The sequence below is a fragment of the Pseudomonas sp. RIT-PI-o genome (genome assembly GCF_001297215.1).
Classification (GTDB): Bacteria; Pseudomonadota; Gammaproteobacteria; order Pseudomonadales; family Pseudomonadaceae; genus Aquipseudomonas; species Aquipseudomonas moraviensis_A.
Map to the genome: position 1 here is coordinate 1 of NZ_LHPA01000036.1, position 22,550 is coordinate 22,550.

Here is a 22,550-nt window from a genome sequence, read left to right on the forward strand (position 1 = left end):
CAGCCCGTTGGGCAACATCACCCAGATGACCCAGCAGGAACGTGACCTGATCGGTGCCTGGATTGCCCAGGGAGCGCAGACCAACTAAGCCACACAAAAGCCTGTTAAAAGCAGGCTTTTGTGGCGGGGGAGCTTCCCCCCGCTGGACTGCGCAGCAGGCCCTGCTCTTCTGAAGAGAGGGGCCGCTTCGCGCCCCAGCGCGAGCAAGCTCCCTCGCCACAAGACCTGATGCAAATAAACAGCTGTGAGCAACCCGGCAGCTGTTAATCACAAGAATAAAAAAGATCCGAGGTGTTGCATGTCCGAGCTGTCCAAAGCGCGCATCCCCGACGCACCCGCCATTCAGCGTTTGCCCCTTTTGCAACTGATCCTGGTCGGTCTGCAACATGTTCTGCTGATGTACGGCGGTGCCATCGCGGTGCCGCTGATCATCGGACAGGCCGCTGGCCTGAGTCGTGAAGAAATCGCCTTCCTGATCAACGCCGATCTGCTGGTCGCCGGGATTGCCACCATCGTGCAGTCGCTCGGCATCGGCCCGATGGGCATTCGTATGCCGGTGATGATGGGCGCCAGTTTCGCCGCGGTCGGCAGCATGGTCGCCATGGCCGGCATGCCCGGTATCGGTCTGCAAGGCATCTTCGGTGCGACGATCGCCGCCGGTTTCTTCGGCATGCTGATCGCACCGTTCATGTCCAAGGTCGTGCGTTTCTTCCCGCCGCTCGTCACCGGTACGGTCATCACCTCGATCGGTTTATCGCTGTTCCCCGTGGCCGTGAACTGGGCCGGTGGCGGTGTCGACGCCGCCCAATTCGGTTCGCCGATTTATCTGGCCATCGCTGCGCTGGTGTTGGCCACCATCCTTTTGGTCCACCGCTTCATGCGCGGATTCTGGGTGAACATTTCCGTGCTGATCGGCATGTGCCTGGGCTACGTATTGTGCGGCGTGATCGGCATGGTCGACCTCAGTGGCATGGCCAGCGCACCGTGGATTCAGTTTGTCACCCCGCTGCATTTCGGCATGCCGAAGTTCGAGCTCGCGCCGATTCTGTCGATGTGTCTGGTGGTGGTGATCATCTTCGTCGAGTCCACCGGGATGTTCCTCGCGCTGGGCAAGATCACCGGCCAGGAAGTCTGCCCGCGCATGCTCCGTCGCGGCTTGCTGTGCGATGCCGGCGCGTCGTTCTTCGCCGGTTTCTTCAACACCTTCACCCACTCCTCGTTCGCGCAGAACATCGGCTTGGTGCAGATGACCGGCGTGCGCTGCCGTTCGGTGACGATCGTCGCCGGCGGTCTGCTGATCGTCCTCAGCCTGCTGCCGAAAGCGGCATTTCTGGTGGCATCGATTCCACCGGCGGTGTTGGGCGGCGCGGCGATTGCGATGTTCGGCATGGTCGCGGCCACTGGCATCAAGATCTTGCAAGAAGCCGACATCGGTGACCGGCGCAATCAGTTGCTGGTCGCGGTGAGCATCGGCATGGGCCTGATCCCGGTGGTGCGTCCGGAATTCTTCGCTCATCTGCCGATGTGGATGAGCCCGATCACCCACAGCGGCATCGCCATGGCCACCCTCAGCGCGCTGACCCTGAACCTGCTGTTCAACATCCTCGGCGGCAAGGAGCGTGCGGCGATCAACGATTGCCATGCTCATTGACAGCCTCACCAATTCCCCCTGTAGGAGTGAGCCTGCTCGCGATTGCGTCTTTTCAGTCAACTGATTTGTTGAATGTAATCCCGCTATCGCGAGCAGGCTCACTCCTCCAAAGGGATCGCAACTCTGTGCCTTGAAAATAAAAACAAGAGGGAGCAACAGATGATCCGCACGCAAGGCAACGTTCTGTTGAGTGGCGGCCTGCTGGCCGCGAGTCAGGCCATGGCCGGCGATCTGCTGCTGTGGCAGAGCAATAGCCTCAGCTACCTGTACGGCAAGAATTTCGCGATCAACCCGTCGTACCAGCAGACAGTCACTTTCGAACACGCCGACAAATGGAAGTACGGCGACAACTTTCTGTTCGTCGACAAGATCTTCTACAACGGCAAGGAAGATGCGAACAAAGGCCCGCACACCTTCTACGGCGAGTTCACCCCGCGCCTGTCCTTCGGCAAGATCCTCGACCGCAAGCTCGAGTTCGGCCCGATCAAGGACGTGCTGCTGGCGATGACCTACGAGTACGGCGAAGGCGAAAGCGAGGCCTACCTGATCGGCCCCGGCTTCGACCTGAAAGTGCCCGGTTTCAACTACTTCACGCTGAACATTTTCCGCCGCCACACCGAAGGCCCGCGCCCCGGCGACGGCGTCTGGCAGATCACCCCCGCGTGGTCGTGGAGCTTCCCGCTCGGCAATTCCGATGTGCTGATCGACGGCTACCTCGACTGGGTCGTCGACAACGACGAGAACTCGCGCGGCACTTACCACGCCAACCTGCACATCAATCCGCAGATCAAATACGACCTCGGCAAAGCCCTGGGCTGGAGCCAGAAGCAGGTGTACGTCGGCACCGAATACAGCTACTGGAAGAACAAGTACGGCATCGAAAACACCCATACCTTCGACACCAACCAGAACACCGCCAGCCTGCTGCTGAAGGTGCACTTCTGAGATGGCCCGCAACCGTGCGCCATGCCTGTTGTCGGTGCTCTGTTGCGGGGCACTTGAGCGCTGGCCGAGGAGTCAGTATTCTCCGCGGCCTTCCGCATTCGCTGTAAAAAAAAGCCCGGATTCAATTTCTGACCGAAAAGCCAACTTATCCCGGCCACGGTCAGTCCTGAGGCCTCCCGAAAACACGCTCGTCGACTGTTTTTCAGCAGCCGAACGGGCGTTTTTTGGTTTTTCGAAAGCCTTGGCGCAGCTTTTGCTACCAGCATCCAAAGCTGACCGATCGGATGAAATTTGCGGTACGAAAAAAGGCGCCACATCAGAGCGCCGAACTTAAAAAAATAACGTGGAACACCTATTTTTGGGAGCAACCGAATGAAACGCATGTGCACCAGCCTGATGCTGGCCGGATCGATGTTCGCTGGCGGCCAGGCGATGGCCGAAGGCCTGCTGCAGTGGCAGAACAACAGCCTGACCTACCTGTATGGCAAGGACTTCCAGGTCAACCCGCGCATTCAGCAGACCGTGACTTTCGAACACGCCGATGCGTGGACGTACGGGGATAATTTCTTCTTCTTCGACAAGATCTTCTATAACGGTGGCAAAGACTTCAGCAACGGTCCGAATACCTACTACGGTGAGTTCAGCCCACGCATCTCGCTAGGCAAGGTGCTCGACCAGAAGATCGAGTTCGGCCCGGTCAAGGACGTCCTGGTCGCCATGACCTACGAATTCGGTGAAGGCGATACCGAGGCCTACCTGATCGGTCCAGGCTTCGACCTGGCGATCCCGGGCTTCGATTACTTCCAGCTGAACTTCTACCAGCGTCACACCCAGGGCGCCCGCGCCGGTGACAATGTCTGGCAGATCACCCCCGTCTGGTCCTACACCATTCCGGTGGGCAAATCGAACATCCTCATCGACGGCTTCATGGACTGGGTGGTCGACAACGACTCCAACTCAAAAGGCGACTACCATGCCAACCTGCACTTCAACCCGCAGGTCAAATACGACCTGGGCAAGGCGCTGAATTTCGGCGAGAAGCAGTTGTATGTCGGTGTCGAATACGACTACTGGTCGGACAAGTACGGGATCAAGGACAGCCAGTACTTCAAGACCGATCAGAGCACCACGAGCTTCCTGGTGAAGTTCCACTTCTGACCCTAAAAGCTTCGCGAGCAGGCTCGCTCCCACATTCGACCGAGTTCCAATGTGGGAGCGAGCCTGCTTGCGAAGGCCTCACCGCGGATTTCAGGCGGGAGCTACTGCTTCGGATATCCGCAGAAACCGGCACAGCTCCTCGCGCTTGGCCAACGCATCCCGCCGCCCCAACTCGATCAACTCGCTGCAATACGCCGCCTCGAACAGCAGATAACTCAACACCCCTGCCCCACTCGTCTTGGTCGCTCCCGGCCCACGCAGAAACAAACGCAACGCCGCTGGCAATTCCTGGCGATGGCGTGCCGCGATCTCATCGATCGGCTGACTCGGCGCAATCACCAGCACCTCCACCGGCGCCACACCCAGCGCGCGGGTTGGCGTGCCGGCCGGGAGCAAATGACTGAATTGGTTGAGCCGTTGCAGCAATTCGATGTCGCTCTCCAGACTGTCGATGAATGTGCTGTTGAGCATGTGCCCGCCGATCTGCGCCAGCGTCGGTTGCTGGCCGCTGTAGGCGCGCTCCAGTGGCTGCTGCGGATCGAGGCCGCGCGGGTTGCCGCTGACGCCCACCACCAGCACGCGACTGGCGCCCAGGTGCAACGCCGGACTGATCGGCGCCGACTGACGCACCGCGCCGTCACCAAAATATTCCTCACCGATTTTCACCGGCGCGAACAACAGCGGGATCGCCGAACTGGCCAACAGGTGATCGACCGACAGTTGGGTCGGCATGCCAATGCGTCGATGCCGCAGCCAGGCGTCGATGGTGCCGCCACCCTGATAGAACGTCACCGCTTGTCCCGACTCGTAGCCGAACGCAGTCACCGCTACCGCATGCAGTTGCTTGCGCGCGATGGATTCGGCGATGCCGGGCAGGTGCAGTTTTTCCTCGAGCAGTTCGCGCAGTGGCGAACTGTTGAGCAGCGCCACCGGCATTTGTCGACCGAGGCCGAGCAGGCTGTGGCTGACGAAACGGCTGGCTTGATGGATGACTCCGGGCCAGTCGCTGCGCAATACGCGGTGGCTGCGAAAGCCTTGCCAGAACTGGGTCAGGCGTTCGATGGCGGCGCGAAAATCCGTGGCGCCACTGGCCAGGCTGACCGCATTGATCGCCCCGGCCGAGGTGCCGACGATCACCGGAAACGGATTGTCCGCGCCGGCCGGAAGCAGCTCGGCAATCGCCGCCAGCACCCCGACCTGATACGCCGCCCGAGCCCCGCCGCCGGAAAGAATCAAACCTGTGACCGGTTCAGCAGGACTCATTGCAACACTCCGGGATGCTTGTCAGGACGGGTGAATCAACGGCGCTTGGGATAAAGCTTCGGCTCGCCCGGCGGGCGGCTCTTGAAGCGCCGATGCGCCCACAGATACTGCTCGGGGCAGGCACGCATGGCGCTCTCGACCCACTGATTGATCCTGATGCAATCGGCCTCTTCGCTCTCGCCGGGAAAATCCTCCAGTGGCGGATGGATCACCAGCCGATAACCACTGCCATCGGCCAGCCGTTCCTGGGTGAACGGCACCACCAGCGCCTTGCCCAGGCGGGCAAATTTGGTCGTTGCGGTGACCGTGGCAGCCTGGATGCCGAACAGCGGCACGAAGATGCTCTGCTTGGCGCCGTAGTCCTGATCCGGTGCGTACCAGATCGCCCGGCCCGAGCGCAGCAGCTTGAGCATCCCGCGCACGTCGTCGCGCTCCACGGCCAGCGAATCCAGATTGTGTCGCTCGCGGCCACGGCGCTGAACGAAGTCGAACAATGGATTTTTGTGCTCGCGGTACATGCCATCGATGGTGTGCTGCTGGCCGAGCAGCGCGGCGCCGATTTCCAGGGTGGTGAAATGCGCAGCCATGAGGATCACGCCCTTGCCTTCGCGCTGGGCCTTCTGCAGATGTTCAAGGCCTTCGACATGCGCCAGTTTCGCCAGCCGTTCGCGCGACCACCACCAGCTCATCGCCATTTCGAAGAAGGCGATGCCGGTGGAGGCGAAGTTTTCCTTGAGCAGGCGTTTGCGCTCGGCGGCGGATTTCTCCGGGAAGCACAATTCCAGATTGCGCCGGGCGATGGTCCGCCGGTCACTGGCGACGCGATACATCAACGCACCCAAAACTCGACCGATGGTCAGCAGCGCCGGATACGGCAACTGCACGATCAGCCACAAAAGCCCCAGGCCGCACCAGAGCGGCCAGAAGCGCGGAGCAAGATATGCTTTTCGAAAACGCGGGCGATCCATTAAAGCTTCCGTAAATACAGTGGCCGCGCATTCTACATCGTTCGACCCGGCTTGCGGCTCGCGGGCGTTCTCGTTATAAGTCTCGGCACTTTTAGTGACAAGCCGTTGTATGCCGACATGAGCCAAACCGACCCGTTAGACCAAGATCCCGTATTCCAGCTCAAGGGCAGCATGCTGGCCATCACTGTGCTGGAACTGGCCCGTAACGACCTCGAAAGCCTCGATCGGCAATTGGCCGCCAAAGTCGCCCAGGCGCCGAATTTCTTCAGCAATGCACCGCTGGTTCTGGCGCTGGACAAACTGCCGCCGAACCAGGGCGCAGTCGACCTGCCGGGGCTGATGCGTGTCTGCCGCCAGCATGGCCTGCGCACCCTGGCGATTCGTGCCAGCCGCATCGAAGACATCGCCGCCGCCATCGCCATCGACATTCCCGTGCTGCCACCCTCCGGCGCCCGCGAGCGCCCATTGGAGACGCCGGAAGTCGAGGTCAAAAAGAAGCCGGAAAAACCCCCTGAGCCGACCGTCAAACCGACCCGCGTGATCACTACGCCAGTACGTGGTGGCCAACAGATATACGCCCAGGGTGGCGATCTGGTCGTGGTCTCCTCGGTCAGTCCGGGGGCGGAACTTCTCGCCGATGGCAACATCCATGTATACGGCCCGATGCGCGGCCGTGCACTGGCCGGCGTCAAAGGTGACACCAAGGCACGGATTTTCTGTCAGCAATTGAGCGCTGAACTGATCTCCATCGCCGGTCATTACAAGGTCTCCGAGGATTTGCGTCGCGATCCGATGTGGGGCTCGGGCGTCCAGGTCAGCCTGTCGGGCGACGTGTTGAACATCATTCGGCTTTAACGGATACTGCCGCATTTTCCAAGCATCTCTAAAACGTAGCGAAAACGGCTCAAACGAAGTAGGAAAAAGGCCTAAAGCCAAATTCCAGCCAAGGCTGTCCGACTGCAGTAGTTTTCAAGAGATGTTTTTCAGGGGCTGAACAGTCCTTCTTCCTTAGGGGTGAAACACCTTGGCCAAGATTCTCGTGGTTACATCCGGCAAGGGTGGTGTGGGTAAGACCACCACCAGCGCCGCTATCGGTACCGGTCTCGCTCTGCGCGGCCACAAAACAGTGATCGTCGACTTCGACGTGGGCTTGCGTAACCTCGACCTGATCATGGGTTGCGAGCGCCGCGTGGTGTATGACTTCGTCAACGTCGTGAACGGCGAAGCCAACCTGCAACAGGCGCTGATCAAAGACAAGCGCCTGGAAAACCTCTACGTACTGGCGGCCAGCCAGACCCGCGACAAAGACGCGCTGACCGTCGAAGGCGTGGAAAAAGTCCTGATGGAGCTCAAGGAACAATTCGAGTTCGTCGTCTGCGACTCCCCGGCGGGCATCGAGAAAGGTGCGCACCTGGCCATGTACTTCGCCGATGAAGCGATCGTCGTGACCAACCCGGAAGTCTCCTCGGTTCGTGACTCGGACCGCATGCTCGGCCTGCTGGCGAGCAAATCGCGTCGCGCCGAACGTGGCGAAGACCCGATCAAGGAACACCTGCTGATCACCCGCTACCACCCGGAGCGCGTTGAAAAGGGCGAGATGCTCGGCGTTGAAGACGTCAAGGAAATCCTCTCGGTAACCCTGCTCGGCGTCATCCCGGAATCCCAGGCAGTGCTCAAGGCTTCCAACCAGGGCGTGCCGGTAATTCTCGACGACCAGAGCGATGCCGGTCAGGCTTACAGCGATACCGTCGACCGCCTGCTGGGCAAAGAAAAAGCCCACCGATTCCTCGATGTCGAGAAGAAGGGATTCTTCGAGCGCCTGTTTGGAGGTAGGTAATGAACCTTTTTGACTTCTTTCGTGCCAACAAAAAGCCAAGTACCGCCTCGGTAGCGAAAGAGCGTCTACAGATCATCGTGGCGCATGAGCGCGGCCAGCGCAGCACGCCGGATTACCTGCCAGCCTTGCAAAAGGAACTGGTCGACGTGATCCGCAAGTACGTCAACATCGGCAACGACGACGTACACGTTGCACTGGAAAGTCAGGGCAGTTGCTCGATTCTGGAACTCAACATCACCCTGCCCGATCGCTGAGTCGATCCGGCAGGAACGACGGCGGTTCAGAGCCATCCCCATGCGGGAATGGCCCTGAACCGCCGTTGGCATTTGTTACGAGGCTGTTTTAATGCCGCTGTCCAACATCCGCATCATCCACGAGGACGCCGCCGTTCTGGTGGTCGACAAACCGACCCTGCTGCTCTCGGTTCCCGGCCGCGCCGACGACAACAAGGACTGCCTGATTACCCGTCTGCAGGAAAACGGCTACCCGGAAGCGCGCATCGTCCATCGCCTGGACTGGGAAACCTCCGGCATCATCCTGCTGGCCCGTGATGCCGACACCCATCGCGAGCTGTCGCGGCAGTTTCATGACCGCGAAACCGAAAAGGCCTACACCGCTCTGGCCTGGGGTCAGCCGGAACTGGACAGCGGCAGCATCGACCTGCCCCTGCGTTATGACCCACCGACCAAGCCGCGTCACGTGGTCGATCACGAATTCGGCAAGCATGCATTGACGTTCTGGAAAGTACTGGAGCGCTGCGGCGACTGGTGCCGCGTCGAACTGACACCGATCACCGGTCGCTCCCATCAGTTGCGCGTACACATGTTGTCGATCGGCCATCCGCTGCTGGGTGACGGGCTCTATGCCCACGAGCAAGCGCTGGCGGCCTGGCCACGGCTGTGCCTGCACGCCAGCATGCTCAGCTTCACCCACCCGCAAACCGGCGAACGCCTGCGCTTCGAGTGCCCCGCCCCGTTCTGACCGGCCACAACGATTTAATGTAGGAGTGAGCCTGCTCGCGATAGGCGTGTGTCAGATAAGTATCAGTTGACTGACACAGTGCTATCGCGAGCAGGCTCACTCCTACAGAGATCTGCATTGGATTCAATTCCCCGGCCAATACGTTAAACTCCCGCCCATTGCTGTCTGGAGTTTCTTATGCGCGCAGAGTTGAACCAGGGCCTGATCGACTTTCTCAAGGCCTCTCCTACCCCGTTCCACGCTACCGCCAGCCTCGTGCAGCGTCTGGAGGCCGCCGGTTATGTGCGCCTCGACGAGCGCGAGCCATGGTCCACCGAGGCCAACGGCCGCTATTACGTCACCCGCAACGACTCCTCGATCGTCGCGATCAAAATGGGCCGCAACTCGCCACTGCACGACGGTATCCGCCTGGTCGGCGCCCACACCGACAGCCCGTGCCTGCGGGTCAAGCCACAGCCGGAACTGCAGCGTCAGGGCTTCTGGCAACTGGGCGTTGAAGTCTACGGCGGCGCGTTGCTGGCGCCGTGGTTTGATCGCGATCTGTCGTTGGCCGGCCGCGTCACCTTCCGCCGTGACGGCAAGGTCGAGAGCCAGTTGATCGACTTCAAGGCACCGATCGCGATCATTCCCAACCTGGCCATTCACCTCAACCGTGAAGCCAATCAGGGCTGGGCGATCAACGCGCAGACCGAACTGCCGCCGATCCTCGCCCAGTTCGCTGGTGACGAGCGCGTCGATTTCCGCGCCGTGCTCACCGATCAACTGGCCCGCGAACACGGCCTGAATGCCGACGTCGTGCTCGATTACGAGCTGAGTTTCTACGACACGCAAAGCGCAGCGGTCATCGGTCTGAACGGTGATTTCATTGCCGGTGCGCGTCTCGACAACCTGCTGTCGTGCTACGCCGGCCTGCAAGCCTTGCTCACCGCCGAGACCGACGAAACCTGCGTGCTGGTGTGCAACGACCACGAAGAAGTTGGTTCCTGCTCGGCCTGCGGTGCCGATGGCCCGATGCTCGAGCAGACTTTGCGCCGCCTGCTGCCGGAAGGTGACGAGTTTGTCCGCACCATCCAGAAATCCCTGCTGGTGTCGGCCGACAACGCCCACGGCGTGCATCCCAACTACGCGGAAAAACACGACGCCAATCACGGCCCGAAACTCAACGCCGGCCCGGTGATCAAGGTCAACAGCAACCAGCGCTACGCCACCAACAGCGAAACCGCCGGTTTCTTCCGCCATCTGTGCATGGCTGAAGAAGTCCCGGTGCAAAGTTTCGTGGTGCGCAGCGACATGGGCTGCGGCTCGACCATCGGCCCGATCACCGCCAGCCACCTGGGGGTTCGCACCGTCGACATCGGTCTGCCGACCTTTGCCATGCACTCGATCCGCGAGCTGTGCGGCAGCCATGACCTGGCGCACCTGGTCAAAGTGCTCAGCGCGTTTTATGCCAGTCGTGAGTTGCCGTAAAGGCTGAAAAACTTCGCGAGCAGGCTCGCTCCCACATTGAGTAGCATTCCAACCTGTGGGAGCGAGCCTGCTCGCGAAAGCGCCTGTGCACGCAGCAGAATCCTCTCTGACTCGATGCATTCCTGAGCCACATCACACCCCGCCTCGAAAACCTGCCTAGACTCAACGGATCCCACCAGACAAGGCAGTCTCCATGATCTCGATGTCCTCCTTCCACGCCATGCTCATTCCCATCCTCAGCGGAATGATCCTGCTGGCCATCGGCTTCAACTTCCGTGACAAGAACGCCGGGGTGTTGGCCATGTGGATCGGCATGCTGATGATCCTCGCCACCGTGGTCTACAAGATCCTCGCCAAACTCAACGAATGACCGCGCCCGGCTCGCATTGCGCCGGAGGGCCTCGTACACTCCAGCGCATCCGCCTATCGCGAGGTTGTCTTCTGGTGTTCGCTCGTCTTTTTGCTGTACCCGGTCTGTTGCTTGTCTTGATCATGACGCTGCTGCCGCTGGCGCCCGCGCAAGCGGTCGGTCTGCCCGGCCTGCTCAACACTTCCAAGCCGCAGCCCGAAGCCCAGGAACCCCTCGGCCAGTCGCTGGACGAAGTGATCAAGTCACTGGAAAACGATAAGCAACGCGCACAGTTGCTCAGCGATCTGAAGAAGCTGCGCGACGCCACGAAAAAAGCCCAGGCCACCCCGGAAGAAGGCGTGCTGGGCCTGATCGGTGGCTCCCTCGCCAACTTCGAAAAACAGTTTTCCGGCGCCGACAGCCCGCTCACCCGCTGGTCCAACGAATTCGACCTGGCCAAGGACGAACTGACCAGCAAGCTGCTGCCGGCCAATGAATGGCTGCCGATCATCTTCGGCTTCGCCGTGATCCTGATGGTCTGGAGCCTGCTCGCCGCTGCGCTGATCTGGCTTGGCCACCGCGTCCGTATGCGCTTCGGCCTCACCGAAGAACTGCCGCAACACCCCAAGGCCCTCGACATGCTGCGCTTCGCCCTGCGCAAGCTCGGGCCGTGGCTGATCGCGTTGGTGATGACGGTCTACATGAGCTACGTGCTGCCGTCATCGCTGGGCAAGAGCCTGGCAATGGTGCTGGCGTATGCCTTGGTGGTGGGCCCCTGTTTCTCGGCGATCTGCGTGATTGCCTTCTCTCTGCTCGACGGCCCGCACCGCCATCGCGCGCTGTACATTCTTCGTCATCAGGCGTTCCGGCCACTGTGGCTGATCGGCAGCTTTGCTGCGTTCGGTGAAGCGCTGAGCGATCCGCGTCTGGTGGAAAGCCTGGGCGTGCATCTGGCCCACACCGCCGCGACCACCGCCAACGTACTCGCGGCACTGTCGACCGGCCTGTTCATTCTGCGATTCCGCCGGCCGATCGCGCACCTGATCCGCAACCAGCCACTGTCGCGCCGCCTGACCCGCCGCGCCCTCAGCGACACCATCGAGATCCTCGGCACCTTCTGGTACGTGCCGGCGCTGGTGCTGGTCGGCATCTCGCTGTTCGCCACGTTCGTCTCCGCCGGCGACACCAGCACCGCGCTGCGGCAGTCGCTGATCTGCACGGTTCTGCTGGTGTTGTGCATGGTCATCAACGGCCTCGTGCGTCGTCATTCGTTGAAGCCGCAACGCGGGCCGAAACGCCATGCGCTGTACTCGGAGCGCCTGAAGAACTTCTTCTATACCCTCGCGCATTTGCTGGTGTGGCTGATCTTCATCGAGCTGGGCCTGCGTGTCTGGGGCCATTCGCTGATCGCGTTCGCCGAAGGTGATGGCCATGACATCAGCGTCAGACTGTTCAGCCTGATCGGCACGCTGATTTTCTCCTGGCTGATCTGGATCCTCGCCGACACCGCCGTGCACCACGCCCTCACCCGCTCGCGCAAAGGCCTGGCCAACGCCCGCGCGCAGACGATGATGCCGCTGATCCGCAACGTGCTGTTCGTGGCGATCTTCATCATCGCGCTGATCGTCGCTCTGGCGAACATGGGCATGAACGTCACGCCACTGCTCGCCGGTGCCGGTGTGATCGGTCTGGCGATCGGTTTCGGCGCGCAGTCGCTGGTCGCGGACTTGATCACTGGCCTGTTCATCATCATCGAGGACTCGCTGGCAATCGACGACTACGTCGACGTCGGCGGCCACCTCGGCACTGTAGAAGGGCTGACCATCCGCACCGTCCGCCTGCGCGACATCGACGGTATCGTCCACACCATCCCGTTCAGCGAAATCAAGAGCATCAAGAACTACTCGCGGGAATTCGGCTACGCGATCTTCCGCGTTGCCGTGCCGTACAACATGGAAATCGACGACGCGATCAAACTGATGCGCGACGTCGGCCAGAAGATGCGCAGCGATCCGCTGCAACGCCGCAACATCTGGTCGCCGCTGGAGATCCAGGGCGTGGAAAGTTTCGAATCCGGCAGCGCGATCCTGCGCGCACGCTTCAAGACTGCGCCGATCAAACAGTGGGAGGTTTCCCGGGCGTTCAATTTGTCGTTGAAAAGGCAACTGGATGAGGCGGGGCTGGATCTGGCGACACCGCGGATGAGTGTGCAGGTGATTACTGCCGGCGGCGGCCAACCGAAGGAATAGCACTCAAGCGCGTGGTTGCAGTCACAGGCAAGAAAGCCCGACAACAATAATCAAGGAGAACCCCATGCACCTGACGCGCATTGCCCAGAGCCTTTTGCTTACGCTGATCGCCAGCCACGCCGGCGCCGCGACGATCGACAGCGCCCGCACACAGATCGCCGAGCAGGCGCAAAAGCTCGAACCGGAGCTGCTGGAAACCCGCCGCGACCTTCACGCTCATCCGGAGCTCGGCAACACCGAAAAACGCACCGCTGAGCTGGTCGCCAAACAGCTGCAAGCCATGGGCCTGGAAGTGAAAACCGGCGTCGCCCGCACCGGTGTGGTTGCTATCCTGAAGGGCGCCCTGCCCGGCCCGACCGTGGCGCTGCGCGCCGACATGGACGCGCTGCCGGTCAAGGAAGTCTCCGACTTGCCGTTCGCTTCGAAAGCCAAAGGCACGTATCTCGACAAGGAAGTCGACGTCATGCACGCCTGCGGCCACGACGCCCACACCGCGATCCTGCTCAGCGCCGCGAAAATTCTGACGGGCATGCGCGACAGCCTGCCCGGCACCGTGGTGTTCTACTTCCAGCCCGCCGAAGAAGGCCCGAGCGATTTCATTCCCGACGGCAAAAATACTTGGGGCGCAAAAATGATGGTCGAAGAAGGCGTGATGAAATCGCCGAAACCCGACGCAGTGTTCGGCCTGCACGTCTGGGCCGGCGTTCCCGCCGGCCAGATCGCCTACCGCCCCGGGCCGACCCTGGCCAGTTCCGACGACCTGCGGATCAAGATCCACGGCAAACAAACCCACGCCGGCCGCCCGTGGGACGGCATCGACCCGATCACCGTCGGCGCGCAAACCATCGTCGGCCTGCAAACCGTGGTCAGCCGTCGCACCGACATTTCCTCTTACCCGTCGGTAGTCAGCATCGGCACCATCAACGGCGGCACCCGCTACAACATCATCCCCGAATCACTCGACATGACCGGCACCATCCGCTCCTACGACTACGGCATCCGCCAGAAACTGCATGCCGACGTACGCCAGACCATCGAGAAAATCGCCGAAAGCGGCGGCGCCAAAGCCGACGTCACCATCATCGAAAAGTACGACCCGACGATCAACAACCCGGCACTGACGGAAAAGATGCTGCCGACCCTGAAGTGGGCCGCCAAGGATGATGTGGTGCAGGGTCCACTGGTGGGTGGTGCGGAAGATTTCTCGTTCTTTGCCAAAGAGGCGCCAGGGTTGTTCGTGTTTCTCGGAGTGACGCCCCGGGATCAGGACATGAGCAAAGCCGCGCCGAATCATAATCCGGGGTTCTTCGTGGATGAATCGGCGCTGGTGGTTGGGGTCAGGACATTGGCTTCGTTGGCCACGGATTATCTGTATGGGAATGCGGGGTTGGGCAAGTAAACCCAGATGGCTGGAATCCTGAAGGTCAAAAGCCCCTCACCCTAGCCCTCTCCCAGAGGGAGAGGGGACTGACCGGGCTGTTCGAATGAGGTATGCCAACCTGAGATACCGAGTTGAATGCAGATTTTGAACAACTCACAAATCGGCTCCCTCTCCCTCGGGAGAGGGCTGGGCGGGCGGCGTTCCGATGAGGGGCGAATCCAGCACAAAACCAAAGCCAGACACCGCATGCTTTTCACCACTCAAAACAATGAGCGCAAGCTCGAGTAGCTCTTGATCTTGATCTTGGAGCCCGTCGGCAGGCTGAGCGGAGGGATTGATCCGGGCGCGGGAGCGCAGCGACCGTACGACGCAGTCGTAAACAGCGAGTGTAGGTGCAGCGAAGCAAGCCGGAGCCGCTGCGCCAGGATCGATCCCGTAGCGAAGGAACCCCGAGCCCCAGCGAGGGGCCGAACGTCAGGGCGCAGCCTTTTCGGTTACCTTTTTGGCGTTTGAAAAAGGTGACCCGCCGTAAGGGCGGAACCATAAGAAGCCGTTACCGCAGCAACGGATATACACCCAAAAACCCCAAAACCTGGTCGGCCCAGAGGCCGCCAAGGTCAAACCACATCAACCCCAACGTGAATCGCATCGTGCCGCCAAAACTCCAGATCACAATCAATCAACCGCCCATGCTGATCATAATTGACCCGCGCAATGCGCAACCCCGGACTCCCCACCGACACCCGCAAAGCCGCCGCCGCATCGACAGATAAAGACGTAGGCACAATCTCAAACCGCACCCGGCCATAGTGCAAATCATAATGCCCGGCATACAGCTCGGTAATCGACTGATTCAAATCAAAATCAAGAATCCCCGGAAAAAACTGCGGATTCAAATAGTGCTCCACATACAACACCAACCGCCCATCGATGCGCCGCGAGCGGCAAATCTGAATCACGCTCGACAACGCCGGCAATTGCAACCACGCACACACCGCCGCCGAAGCCGGCTGCAAGCGCGCCGAAATCACCTCGGTCGAAGGCTCGCGCCCCTGCGCACTGACCATCGCGTGAAAGTGACTGCGCTGCATCAGGTTGTAAGCCAGACGCGGCGGCGACACGAACCAGCCGCGCCGCTCCTCGCGGTAAATCTGCCCCTGCGCCTCCAGTTGCAACAATGCCTCACGCACAGTGATCCGCGTGGTCCCGAACAACTCGCTCAGCTTGCGCTCGGCCGGCAACTTGCTCCCGGCCGCCAGCAAACCATGATCAATCTGCTCCTGCAGCACTTGGCCAATGGTTGTCACCGCTTTCGTTGCCTTGTCGCGCATCAACGTTACCTATCTGGACTAGACCAGCACTGTTTCGGGGCGTAACTGACCGCCGATCAAAGCGCTTGCGTAGATTGCAAGCCTAGGCAGTGCAGATGACCGACAGATGACAAAACTGCCGAACGGTCGCGTTCACGGCTTGCAATACATCGGCCAAGTCCCCTGCCCGCCGGGCCTGCGCCATGGTCTACGCTTATTTGGCAGCCACCGATCCCGGGCAGGCAAACGACCTGCCACAAGGCCATCGACATCAAAGTGTCATCCAGCCCGCCTAAATTGGCTCAGGTATTGCTGACCTAGACCAACACAACCGCAATCGCAGCGTTGAACACGACCAAGGAGCTTCGGAATGAAACAGCTTTTCCTGGCAACACTGTTAGGCTCGACCATTGCAATGTGCACCGCCGCCATGGCGGCCGACACCGATCTGAAAACACTCGAAGCCGCTGCGAAGGCGGAAGGCGCGGTCAACAGCGTCGGCATGCCCGATGACTGGGCCAACTGGAAAGGCACCTGGGAAGACCTGGCCAAGAAATACGGCCTGAAACACATCGACACCGACATGAGTTCGGCCCAGGAAATCGCCAAGTTCGCCGCCGAAAAAGACAATGCTACTGCCGACATTGGCGACGTCGGTGCCGCCTTCGGCCCGATCGCGGTCAAGCAAGGCGTGGTGCAACCGTACAAGCCGAGCACCTGGGACCAGGTTCCGGACTGGGCCAAGGACAAGGACGGCAACTGGGCGCTGGCCTACACCGGCACCATCGCCTTTATCGTCAACAAGAAGCTGCTGCATGGCTCCGACGTGCCGACCAAATGGGCGGATCTGAAAACCGGCAAGTACAAGGTCTCCATCGGCGACGTCAGCACCGCCGCCCAGGCCGCCAACGGCGTGCTCGCTGCGGCTTTGGCCAACGGTGGTGACGAGAAGAACATCAAGCCAGCCCTGCTGCTGTTCGCCGACCTCGCCAAACAGGGTCGCCTGTCGATGGCCAACCCGACCATCGCCACCATGGAAAAAGGCGAAATCGAAGTCGGTGTGGTCTGGGATTTCAACGGCCTCAGCTACAAAGCCAAGATGGCCAATCCGGATGATTACGTGGTGCTGATCCCGTCCGATGGTTCGGTGATTTCCGGCTACACCACGATCATCAACAAATACGCGAAAAACCCCAACGCCGCCAAGCTGACCCGCGAATACATCTTCAGCGACGCCGGCCAGACCAACCTCGCCCGCGGCAACGCCCGTCCGATCCGCGCCGAACACCTGCAACTGCCGGAAGACGTGAAAGCCAAACTGCTGCCGAACGAGCAGTACAAGAAGGTCACGCCGGTCAAGGATGCCGACGCGTGGGAAAAGACCTCCAAAGCCCTGCCGCAGCAGTGGAACGAGGAAGTCATCGTAGAGATGAAATAAACCTGATCACCACTATGTGACCTGAAACAAATCCCCATGTAGGAGTGAGCCTGCTCGCGATAGCGGTCGAACATTCAACGACGATGTTGGCTGAACCACTGCCATCGCGAGCAGGCTCACTCCTACAGGGGATCTCGGTTGGATCTGAATTTTCCTGTTTCGCGGAGTTCTTGCCCCTATGAAGCACAACGTCATCCTTGTCGTGCTTGACGGCCTCAATTACGAGGTTGCGCGTCACGCCATGGGGCATCTGCAGGCTTATGTCGGCGCAGGACGCGCGGCGCTCTATCAACTGGAGTGCGAACTGCCCGCCCTGTCCCGGCCGCTCTATGAATGCATTCTCACCGGCGTGCCGCCGATCGACAGCGGCATCGTCCACAACAACGTCTCGCGCCTGTCCAGCCAGCGCAGCATCTATCACTACGCCCGCGATGCCGGACTGAAAACCGCCGCTGCGGCGTACCACTGGGTCAGCGAGTTGTATAACCGCTCACCGTTCGTGGCGGCGCGCGACCGCCACACCGACGATCCGACGCTGCCGATCCAGCACGGCCATTTCTACTGGAACGATCATTATCCGGATTCGCACCTGTTCGCCGACGCGGAAAACCTGCGCCTGCGTCACGCGCCGAATTTCCTCCTGATCCACCCGATGAACATCGACGATGCCGGGCACAAGCACGGCCTCGACAGCTCGCAATACCGCAACAGCGCGCGCTCAGCGGACATCATCCTCGCCGACTATCTGCAGACCTGGCTCGACGCTGGTTATCAGGTATTGGTAACCGCCGACCACGGCATGAACAACGATCGCTCGCACAACGGCCTGCTGGTGGAAGAACGTCAGGTGCCGCTGTTCGTCCTCGGCGATGCGTTCAGCCTCAACCCTGACGCCACACCGAAACAGACCGAGCTCTGCGGCACAGTCTGCGAACTGCTCGGCGTGCCCCACGACAAACCTGTGTGCCGGGAGCTGCTCAAGTGAACTCCATGACTCGCGGCAAATGGCTCGCGGCGCTGTGTCTGGTGCCCTTCGCGCTGTTCTTCATCGTTTTCGAAATCGCCCCGCTGGTCTGGGTGATGATCAACAGCCTGCAATCGGAAGAGTCCGGTTGGGGCCTGGCCAATTTCAGCAAGGTCTTTGGATCGAAATTCTATCGGCAGGCGATCCAGTACAGCCTCGAGATCAGTTTCTGGTCGAGCTTATTCGGCATCATCATCGCCGTGCTCGGCGCATATTCATTGCGCCGAGTCGATTCGAAGCTGCGCAACTTCGTGAATGCCTTCGCCAACATGACCAGCAACTTCGCCGGCGTGCCGCTGGCGTTTGCGTTCATCATCCTGCTCGGTTTCAACGGCAGCATCACCATCATGCTCAAGCAGTCGGGGATCATTCAGGACTTCAACCTTTATTCGAAAACCGGCCTGATCATTCTCTACACCTACTTCCAGATTCCCCTCGGCGTGCTGCTGCTCTACCCGGCCTTCGACGCCTTGCGTGAAGACTGGCGCGAGTCCGCTGCGTTGCTCGGCGCCAACGGCTGGCAGTTCTGGCGGCACATCGGTCTGCCGGTGCTGACCCCGGCACTGCTCGGCACTTTCGTCATCCTGCTGGCCAACGCCCTTGGCGCCTACGCCACGGTTTATGCGCTGACCACCGGCAACTTCAACGTTCTGCCGATCCGTATCGCAGCGATGGTGTCCGGGGACATTTCCCTCGATCCGAACCTGGCCAGTGCATTGGCCGTGGTGCTCGTGGCGCTGATGACCATCGTCACCGTCGTGCATCAACTGCTGCTGAAGAGGAGCTACCATGTCTCGCGCTGAATCCGGCCCGGCCGGCCTCTACCACCGCGTCGTGGTCTACCTGCTGTTCGCCATCCTGTTGTTGCCGCTGGCTGGCACACTGGTCTACTCGATCGCCAGCAGTTGGTCGGCGACGATCCTGCCCAGCGGCTTCACCTTCAAGTGGTACATCCAGCTGTGGAGCGATCCGCGCTTTCTGCACGCCTTCGGCCAGTCGCTGATCGTCTGCGTCGGTGCTCTGGTGCTCTCGGTGGTGCTGATCCTGCCGCTGCTGTTCGTCGTGCATTACTACTTTCCCAGGCTCGATGCGCTGATGAACATCCTCATCCTGCTGCCCTTCGCGGTGCCGCCAGTGGTGTCCTCGGTGGGGTTGTTGCAGCTCTACGGTTCCGGGCCGATGGCGATGGTCGGCACGCCGTGGATTCTGATCGGCTGCTACTTCACCGTGGCGCTGCCCTTCATGTACCGGGCGATCACCAACAACCTGCAAGCGATCAACCTGCGCGACCTGATGGACGCCGCGCAACTGCTCGGCGCCAGCACCTTTCAAGCGGCGTTCCTGGTGGTGCTGCCGAATTTGCGCAAGGGTCTGATGGTGGCGTTGCTGCTGTCGTTCTCATTCCTCTTCGGCGAGTTCGTGTTCGCCAATATTCTGGTCGGCACGCGCTACGAAACCCTGCAGGTGTATCTGAACAACATGCGCAACAGCAGCGGTCACTTCACCAGTGCGCTGGTCATCTCGTATTTCTTCTTCGTGCTGGTCCTGACCTGGATCGCCAACATCTTGAACAAGGACAAAAGCGAATGAGCTATGTCAGCGTCCAACACCTGCAGAAAAGTTATGCCGGCACCACGGTGTTCAGCGATATCGATTGCGAAATCCACAAGGGCGAGTTCGTCACCCTGCTCGGCCCGTCCGGGTGCGGCAAATCCACCCTGTTGCGTTGCATTGCCGGGCTGACCCCGGTGGATGGCGGCCAGATCCTCCTCGACGGCGTCGATATCGTGCCATTGAGCCCGCAGAAACGCGGCATCGGCATGGTCTTTCAGAGTTACGCGCTATTCCCCAACATGACCGTCGAGCAGAACGTCGCTTTCGGCTTGCGCATGCAAAAGGTCAATGCCGATGACAGTCACAAGCGCGTCGCTGAAGTGCTGAAACTGGTTGAGTTGCATGACTTCGCCAGCCGCTATCCGCATCAACTGTCCGGTGGCCAATGCCAACGGGTTGCCCTCGCCCGTTCGCTAGTGACCCGCCCGCGTTTGTTGCTGCTGGATGAGCCGCTGTCAGCACTCGACGCACGGATTCGCAAGCACCTGCGCGAGCAGATCCGCCAGATCCAGCGGGAGCTCGGCCTGACCACGATCTTTGTCACCCACGATCAGGAAGAAGCGCTGACCATGTCCGATCGCATTTTCCTGATGAACCAGGGGAAGATCGTCCAGAGCGGCGACGCCGAAACCCTCTATACCGCGCCGGTGGATGTATTCGCCGCCGGCTTCATCGGCAACTACAACCTGCTCGACGCCGATGCCGCCTCCAAGCTGTTGCAACGGCCGGTCAACCACCGCATCGCCATCCGCCCGGAAGCCATCGAGCTGAGCCTCGACGGCGAGCTGGACGCACAGATCCGCAGCCACAGCCTGCTCGGCAACGTCATTCGTTATCGCGTCGAAGCGCGCGGTGTGGAATTGGTGGTCGATGTGCTCAACCGTTCGGCCGCCGATCTGCATCCCGACGGACAGCGCCTGGCACTTTCCATCGATCCGACGGCCTTGTGCGAAGTAGCTTAAAAGCAGCTGCAAGCTTCGAGCTGCAAGCTTCAAGCTGTAGACTTCGGTCCACCTGATTTTAATTCTTGCAGCTCGAGGCTTGTAGCTTGCAGCTGTTCTCGGAGAGAACCCGATGGCTTTGGCAATTTTTGATCTGGACGAAACGCTGATCCACGGCGACTGCGCGACCCTCTGGAGCGAGCAGATGGGGCGCCTGGGCTGGGTCGATCCCGAGTCGTTCATGCGTCGCAACAATGAGCTGATGGACGCCTACAGCCATGGCAAATTGCGCATGGAAGAGTACATGGATTTCAGCCTCGAACCGCTGATCGGGCGTACCCCGGAAGAGGTCGAGCACCTCGTGGGGCCTTGGGTTGAAGACTTCATCGAGCCGATCATTTTCAGCGACGCGACGAGAACCATCGCCGCCCATCGCAAGGCCGGCGACCGGATTCTGGTGATCTCTGCGTCCGGTACGCACCTGGTTCGTCCGATCGCCGATCGTCTGGGCATCGACGAGATACTGGCCATCGAACTGGAAGTCGCCCATGGCGTGTACAGCGGCAACACCGTCGGCACCCTGACGTACCGCGAAGGCAAGATCACCCGCTTGCTGGAATGGCTCGATGCCGAAGAGGAAAACCTCGAAGGCGCGAGTTTCTATTCCGACTCACGCAATGATCTGCCGCTGCTGCTGAAGGTGGATTTCCCGCACGTGGTCAACCCGGATCCGGTGCTGCTGGAGCACGCAGAAAAGGCCGGCTGGCCGATCCATCACTGGAAATAACCGAAGATCCAGTGTGCACGCTACCTGTGGCGAGGGAGCTTGCTCCCGCTCGGCTGCGCAGCGGTCGCAAATCGATGCAACCGGTATGAACTGACCCAGCGCATTGACTGATTGGGGCCGCTTCGCGACCCAGCGGGAGCAAGCTCCCTCGCCACAAGGCTTGGTGATGTCAGGTGAGACTGTCGTTAATCACCAACACCAACTTGCCCGCTACCGTATTGCTCGCCAGCTCGGCGAACGCCGCTTCGGCATCCTTCACCGCAAACGCTTTGGCCAATTGCGCACGCAATCGGCCCTCGGCGAACAGCGGCCATACATGCTGGCCCAGATCACTGAGCAGATCGGCCTTGAACTGATCGTCACGGCTGCGCAACGTCGAGCCGAGCAGTTGCACGCGCTTGGCCAACACCTGCGCCAAATCCAGTTTTGCCTCGCGGCCGCCCATCAAGCCGATCAACACCCAACGTCCGTCCAGCGCTATCAGTTTGAGGTTCAACGCCGAATAATTGCCGCCGACCGGATCGAGAATCACGTCGAATGGCCCGAAGTCGCGCAGGCCCTCGATATCATCGGTGCGCACCACGCCGCCCTGAGCCCCCAGTGCTTCGCAGTAAGCCAGGCGTTCGGCGGTACCGACGCTGACCCAGCACGGGTTACCAAACGCTTTGCACAGCTGAATGGCCGCTGAACCGATTCCACTTGCGCCGGCGTGCAGGAGAATTTTCTCACCGGGTTTCAGCGCTGCAAGTTGAAACACATTCAGCCAGACGGTGGCGTAAACCTCGGGCAATGCCGCTGCCTCGATCAGCGAAACACCTTCGGGGACCGGCAATACATGCCGTCCGTCGACCACCACTTCTTCGGCCATGCCGCCCCCGGCCAGCAAGGCGCAGACCCGATCGCCGACCTGCCAGGACGAGCCCGCGCCGACCTCGCTGATCACGCCCGAGCACTCAAGACCGAGCACTTGGCTGGCCCCGGGCGGCGGCGGATAAAGCCCTGCCTTCTGTAATAAATCGGCGCGATTGAGGCCGGCTGCCACCACACGGATGCGGACTTGTCCTACATCACATGTAGGACTCGGCTCTTCAACCCATGCCACTTGACCTTCAACGCCTTGCAATGCCTTCACAGTGCCTCCATAGTGAGTCTGGACTGAGCCCGAAGCTGTAGCGCCGGGCTTTTTG

Annotated in this window: 22 protein-coding genes; 18 read left to right on the forward strand and 4 right to left on the reverse strand. The window is 60.6% G+C overall.

All coding sequences use genetic code 11. The features are described from left to right. From AEQ63_RS29025 to AEQ63_RS21045, 4 genes are all read left to right on the forward strand, one after another. A partial coding sequence (locus AEQ63_RS29025) for a hypothetical protein (RefSeq protein WP_236705279.1) occupies positions 1 to 88 on the forward strand: 88 nt, incomplete at its 5' end. 210 nt (positions 89 to 298) lie between these two features. Beyond that, positions 299 to 1,651 carry a nucleobase:cation symporter-2 family protein gene (locus AEQ63_RS21035; protein WP_042608508.1) on the forward strand — a complete coding sequence of 451 codons (1,353 nt, stop codon included), beginning with the start codon at positions 299 to 301 and terminating at the stop codon, positions 1,649 to 1,651. Between the two features lie 159 nt (positions 1,652 to 1,810). Continuing rightward, entirely contained in the window at positions 1,811 to 2,596 is a 786-nt protein-coding gene (locus tag AEQ63_RS21040) for an outer membrane protein OmpK (protein ID WP_064364630.1), read from the forward strand. A 372-nt stretch (positions 2,597 to 2,968) separates the two neighbouring features. After that, positions 2,969 to 3,754 carry an outer membrane protein OmpK gene (locus tag AEQ63_RS21045; protein WP_042608510.1) on the forward strand — a complete coding sequence of 262 codons (786 nt, stop codon included), beginning with the start codon at positions 2,969 to 2,971 and terminating at the stop codon, positions 3,752 to 3,754. Positions 3,755 to 3,844: 90 nt separating this feature from the next. On the opposite strand, the gene AEQ63_RS21050 is transcribed toward AEQ63_RS21045, so the two are convergent. Together AEQ63_RS21050 and AEQ63_RS21055 are read right to left on the reverse strand one after the other, a co-directional pair. Continuing rightward, the gene (locus AEQ63_RS21050) at positions 3,845 to 5,017 is read right to left on the reverse strand and encodes a patatin-like phospholipase family protein (protein ID WP_064364631.1); all 1,173 of its coding nucleotides are present in this window, start codon (positions 5,015 to 5,017) and stop codon (positions 3,845 to 3,847) included. A 35-nt stretch (positions 5,018 to 5,052) separates the two neighbouring features. Then, a complete protein-coding gene (locus tag AEQ63_RS21055; protein ID WP_042608512.1) occupies positions 5,053 to 5,985 on the reverse strand; it encodes a lipid A biosynthesis lauroyl acyltransferase in 933 nt (310 codons plus the stop codon). A 117-nt stretch (positions 5,986 to 6,102) separates the two neighbouring features. Here AEQ63_RS21055 and minC point away from each other — a divergent pair, with 117 nt between their 5' ends. The 8 genes from minC to AEQ63_RS21090 all read left to right on the forward strand — a co-directional run bounded on the left by minC (position 6,103) and on the right by AEQ63_RS21090 (position 14,267). Next, complete coding sequence (minC, locus tag AEQ63_RS21060; RefSeq protein WP_038861964.1) at positions 6,103 to 6,840, forward strand: septum site-determining protein MinC; 738 nt, start codon at positions 6,103 to 6,105, stop codon at positions 6,838 to 6,840. 169 nt (positions 6,841 to 7,009) lie between these two features. Further along, complete coding sequence (minD, locus tag AEQ63_RS21065) at positions 7,010 to 7,822, forward strand: septum site-determining protein MinD (RefSeq protein WP_007913953.1); 813 nt, start codon at positions 7,010 to 7,012, stop codon at positions 7,820 to 7,822. Beyond that, positions 7,822 to 8,076 carry a cell division topological specificity factor MinE gene (minE, locus tag AEQ63_RS21070; protein WP_003223146.1) on the forward strand — a complete coding sequence of 85 codons (255 nt, stop codon included), beginning with the start codon at positions 7,822 to 7,824 and terminating at the stop codon, positions 8,074 to 8,076. Before minD ends, minE begins: the two co-directional genes overlap by 1 nt. A gap of 91 nt (positions 8,077 to 8,167) precedes the next feature. Then, positions 8,168 to 8,803: an RluA family pseudouridine synthase gene (locus tag AEQ63_RS21075; protein ID WP_024012204.1), complete on the forward strand. Its 636-nt coding sequence runs from the start codon at positions 8,168 to 8,170 to the stop codon at positions 8,801 to 8,803. A gap of 177 nt (positions 8,804 to 8,980) precedes the next feature. Next, the gene (locus AEQ63_RS21080) at positions 8,981 to 10,270 is read left to right on the forward strand and encodes a M18 family aminopeptidase (protein ID WP_064364632.1); all 1,290 of its coding nucleotides are present in this window, start codon (positions 8,981 to 8,983) and stop codon (positions 10,268 to 10,270) included. Positions 10,271 to 10,463: 193 nt separating this feature from the next. Beyond that, complete coding sequence (locus AEQ63_RS28810; protein ID WP_165839208.1) at positions 10,464 to 10,640, forward strand: hypothetical protein; 177 nt, start codon at positions 10,464 to 10,466, stop codon at positions 10,638 to 10,640. Between the two features lie 74 nt (positions 10,641 to 10,714). Beyond that, positions 10,715 to 12,868: a mechanosensitive ion channel family protein gene (locus AEQ63_RS21085; RefSeq protein WP_064364633.1), complete on the forward strand. Its 2,154-nt coding sequence runs from the start codon at positions 10,715 to 10,717 to the stop codon at positions 12,866 to 12,868. A 64-nt stretch (positions 12,869 to 12,932) separates the two neighbouring features. Next, a complete protein-coding gene (locus AEQ63_RS21090; protein WP_064364634.1) occupies positions 12,933 to 14,267 on the forward strand; it encodes an amidohydrolase in 1,335 nt (444 codons plus the stop codon). 599 nt (positions 14,268 to 14,866) lie between these two features. On the opposite strand, the gene phnR is transcribed toward AEQ63_RS21090, so the two are convergent. Beyond that, positions 14,867 to 15,580 (reverse strand): phosphonate utilization transcriptional regulator PhnR, encoded by a 714-nt coding sequence (gene phnR, locus AEQ63_RS21095; RefSeq protein WP_064364635.1) that lies wholly within the window; start codon positions 15,578 to 15,580, stop codon positions 14,867 to 14,869. Positions 15,581 to 15,929: 349 nt separating this feature from the next. Between phnR and AEQ63_RS21100 the strand changes: the two genes are divergently transcribed. The 6 genes from AEQ63_RS21100 to AEQ63_RS21125 all read left to right on the forward strand — a co-directional run bounded on the left by AEQ63_RS21100 (position 15,930) and on the right by AEQ63_RS21125 (position 21,363). Then, the gene (locus AEQ63_RS21100) at positions 15,930 to 16,997 is read left to right on the forward strand and encodes an ABC transporter substrate-binding protein (protein ID WP_042608517.1); all 1,068 of its coding nucleotides are present in this window, start codon (positions 15,930 to 15,932) and stop codon (positions 16,995 to 16,997) included. A gap of 178 nt (positions 16,998 to 17,175) precedes the next feature. Next, positions 17,176 to 17,982 (forward strand): alkaline phosphatase family protein, encoded by an 807-nt coding sequence (locus AEQ63_RS21105; RefSeq protein WP_064364636.1) that lies wholly within the window; start codon positions 17,176 to 17,178, stop codon positions 17,980 to 17,982. A gap of 5 nt (positions 17,983 to 17,987) precedes the next feature. Continuing rightward, complete coding sequence (locus AEQ63_RS21110) at positions 17,988 to 18,824, forward strand: ABC transporter permease (RefSeq protein ID WP_161806100.1); 837 nt, start codon at positions 17,988 to 17,990, stop codon at positions 18,822 to 18,824. Then, positions 18,811 to 19,611, forward strand: a complete 801-nt coding sequence (locus AEQ63_RS21115) for an ABC transporter permease (protein ID WP_042608520.1) — start codon at positions 18,811 to 18,813, stop codon at positions 19,609 to 19,611. Before AEQ63_RS21110 ends, AEQ63_RS21115 begins: the two co-directional genes overlap by 14 nt. Continuing rightward, positions 19,608 to 20,597, forward strand: coding sequence for an ABC transporter ATP-binding protein (locus AEQ63_RS21120; protein ID WP_042608521.1), 990 nt, complete (start codon positions 19,608 to 19,610; stop codon positions 20,595 to 20,597). The genes AEQ63_RS21115 and AEQ63_RS21120 overlap by 4 nt, the downstream gene beginning before the upstream one ends. A 112-nt stretch (positions 20,598 to 20,709) precedes the next feature. Beyond that, the gene (locus AEQ63_RS21125; protein WP_064364638.1) at positions 20,710 to 21,363 is read left to right on the forward strand and encodes an HAD family hydrolase; all 654 of its coding nucleotides are present in this window, start codon (positions 20,710 to 20,712) and stop codon (positions 21,361 to 21,363) included. A 169-nt stretch (positions 21,364 to 21,532) separates the two neighbouring features. Here the strand turns inward: AEQ63_RS21125 and AEQ63_RS21130 are convergent, their stop codons facing one another. Continuing rightward, positions 21,533 to 22,495: a zinc-binding dehydrogenase gene (locus AEQ63_RS21130; RefSeq protein ID WP_064364639.1), complete on the reverse strand. Its 963-nt coding sequence runs from the start codon at positions 22,493 to 22,495 to the stop codon at positions 21,533 to 21,535. Positions 22,496 to 22,550 lie beyond the last annotated feature (55 nt).

Excerpts from the sequence above, each read along its gene's own strand:
- AEQ63_RS21035 (WP_042608508.1), top strand. The coding sequence starts at position 299 with ATGTCCGAGCTGTCCAAAGCGCGCATCCCCGACGCACCCGCCATTCAG.
- AEQ63_RS21040 (WP_064364630.1), top strand. The coding sequence starts at position 1,811 with ATGATCCGCACGCAAGGCAACGTTCTGTTGAGTGGCGGCCTGCTGGCC.
- AEQ63_RS21045 (WP_042608510.1), top strand. The coding sequence starts at position 2,969 with ATGAAACGCATGTGCACCAGCCTGATGCTGGCCGGATCGATGTTCGCT.
- AEQ63_RS21050 (WP_064364631.1), bottom strand. The coding sequence starts at position 5,017 with ATGAGTCCTGCTGAACCGGTCACAGGTTTGATTCTTTCCGGCGGCGGG.
- AEQ63_RS21055 (WP_042608512.1), bottom strand. The coding sequence starts at position 5,985 with ATGGATCGCCCGCGTTTTCGAAAAGCATATCTTGCTCCGCGCTTCTGG.
- minC (WP_038861964.1), top strand. The coding sequence starts at position 6,103 with ATGAGCCAAACCGACCCGTTAGACCAAGATCCCGTATTCCAGCTCAAG.
- minE (WP_003223146.1), top strand. The coding sequence starts at position 7,822 with ATGAACCTTTTTGACTTCTTTCGTGCCAACAAAAAGCCAAGTACCGCC.
- AEQ63_RS21075 (WP_024012204.1), top strand. The coding sequence starts at position 8,168 with ATGCCGCTGTCCAACATCCGCATCATCCACGAGGACGCCGCCGTTCTG.
- AEQ63_RS21080 (WP_064364632.1), top strand. The coding sequence starts at position 8,981 with ATGCGCGCAGAGTTGAACCAGGGCCTGATCGACTTTCTCAAGGCCTCT.
- AEQ63_RS28810 (WP_165839208.1), top strand. The coding sequence starts at position 10,464 with ATGATCTCGATGTCCTCCTTCCACGCCATGCTCATTCCCATCCTCAGC.
- AEQ63_RS21090 (WP_064364634.1), top strand. The coding sequence starts at position 12,933 with ATGCACCTGACGCGCATTGCCCAGAGCCTTTTGCTTACGCTGATCGCC.
- phnR (WP_064364635.1), bottom strand. The coding sequence starts at position 15,580 with ATGCGCGACAAGGCAACGAAAGCGGTGACAACCATTGGCCAAGTGCTG.
- AEQ63_RS21100 (WP_042608517.1), top strand. The coding sequence starts at position 15,930 with ATGAAACAGCTTTTCCTGGCAACACTGTTAGGCTCGACCATTGCAATG.
- AEQ63_RS21105 (WP_064364636.1), top strand. The coding sequence starts at position 17,176 with ATGAAGCACAACGTCATCCTTGTCGTGCTTGACGGCCTCAATTACGAG.
- AEQ63_RS21110 (WP_161806100.1), top strand. The coding sequence starts at position 17,988 with ATGACTCGCGGCAAATGGCTCGCGGCGCTGTGTCTGGTGCCCTTCGCG.
- AEQ63_RS21115 (WP_042608520.1), top strand. The coding sequence starts at position 18,811 with ATGTCTCGCGCTGAATCCGGCCCGGCCGGCCTCTACCACCGCGTCGTG.
- AEQ63_RS21120 (WP_042608521.1), top strand. The coding sequence starts at position 19,608 with ATGAGCTATGTCAGCGTCCAACACCTGCAGAAAAGTTATGCCGGCACC.
- AEQ63_RS21125 (WP_064364638.1), top strand. The coding sequence starts at position 20,710 with ATGGCTTTGGCAATTTTTGATCTGGACGAAACGCTGATCCACGGCGAC.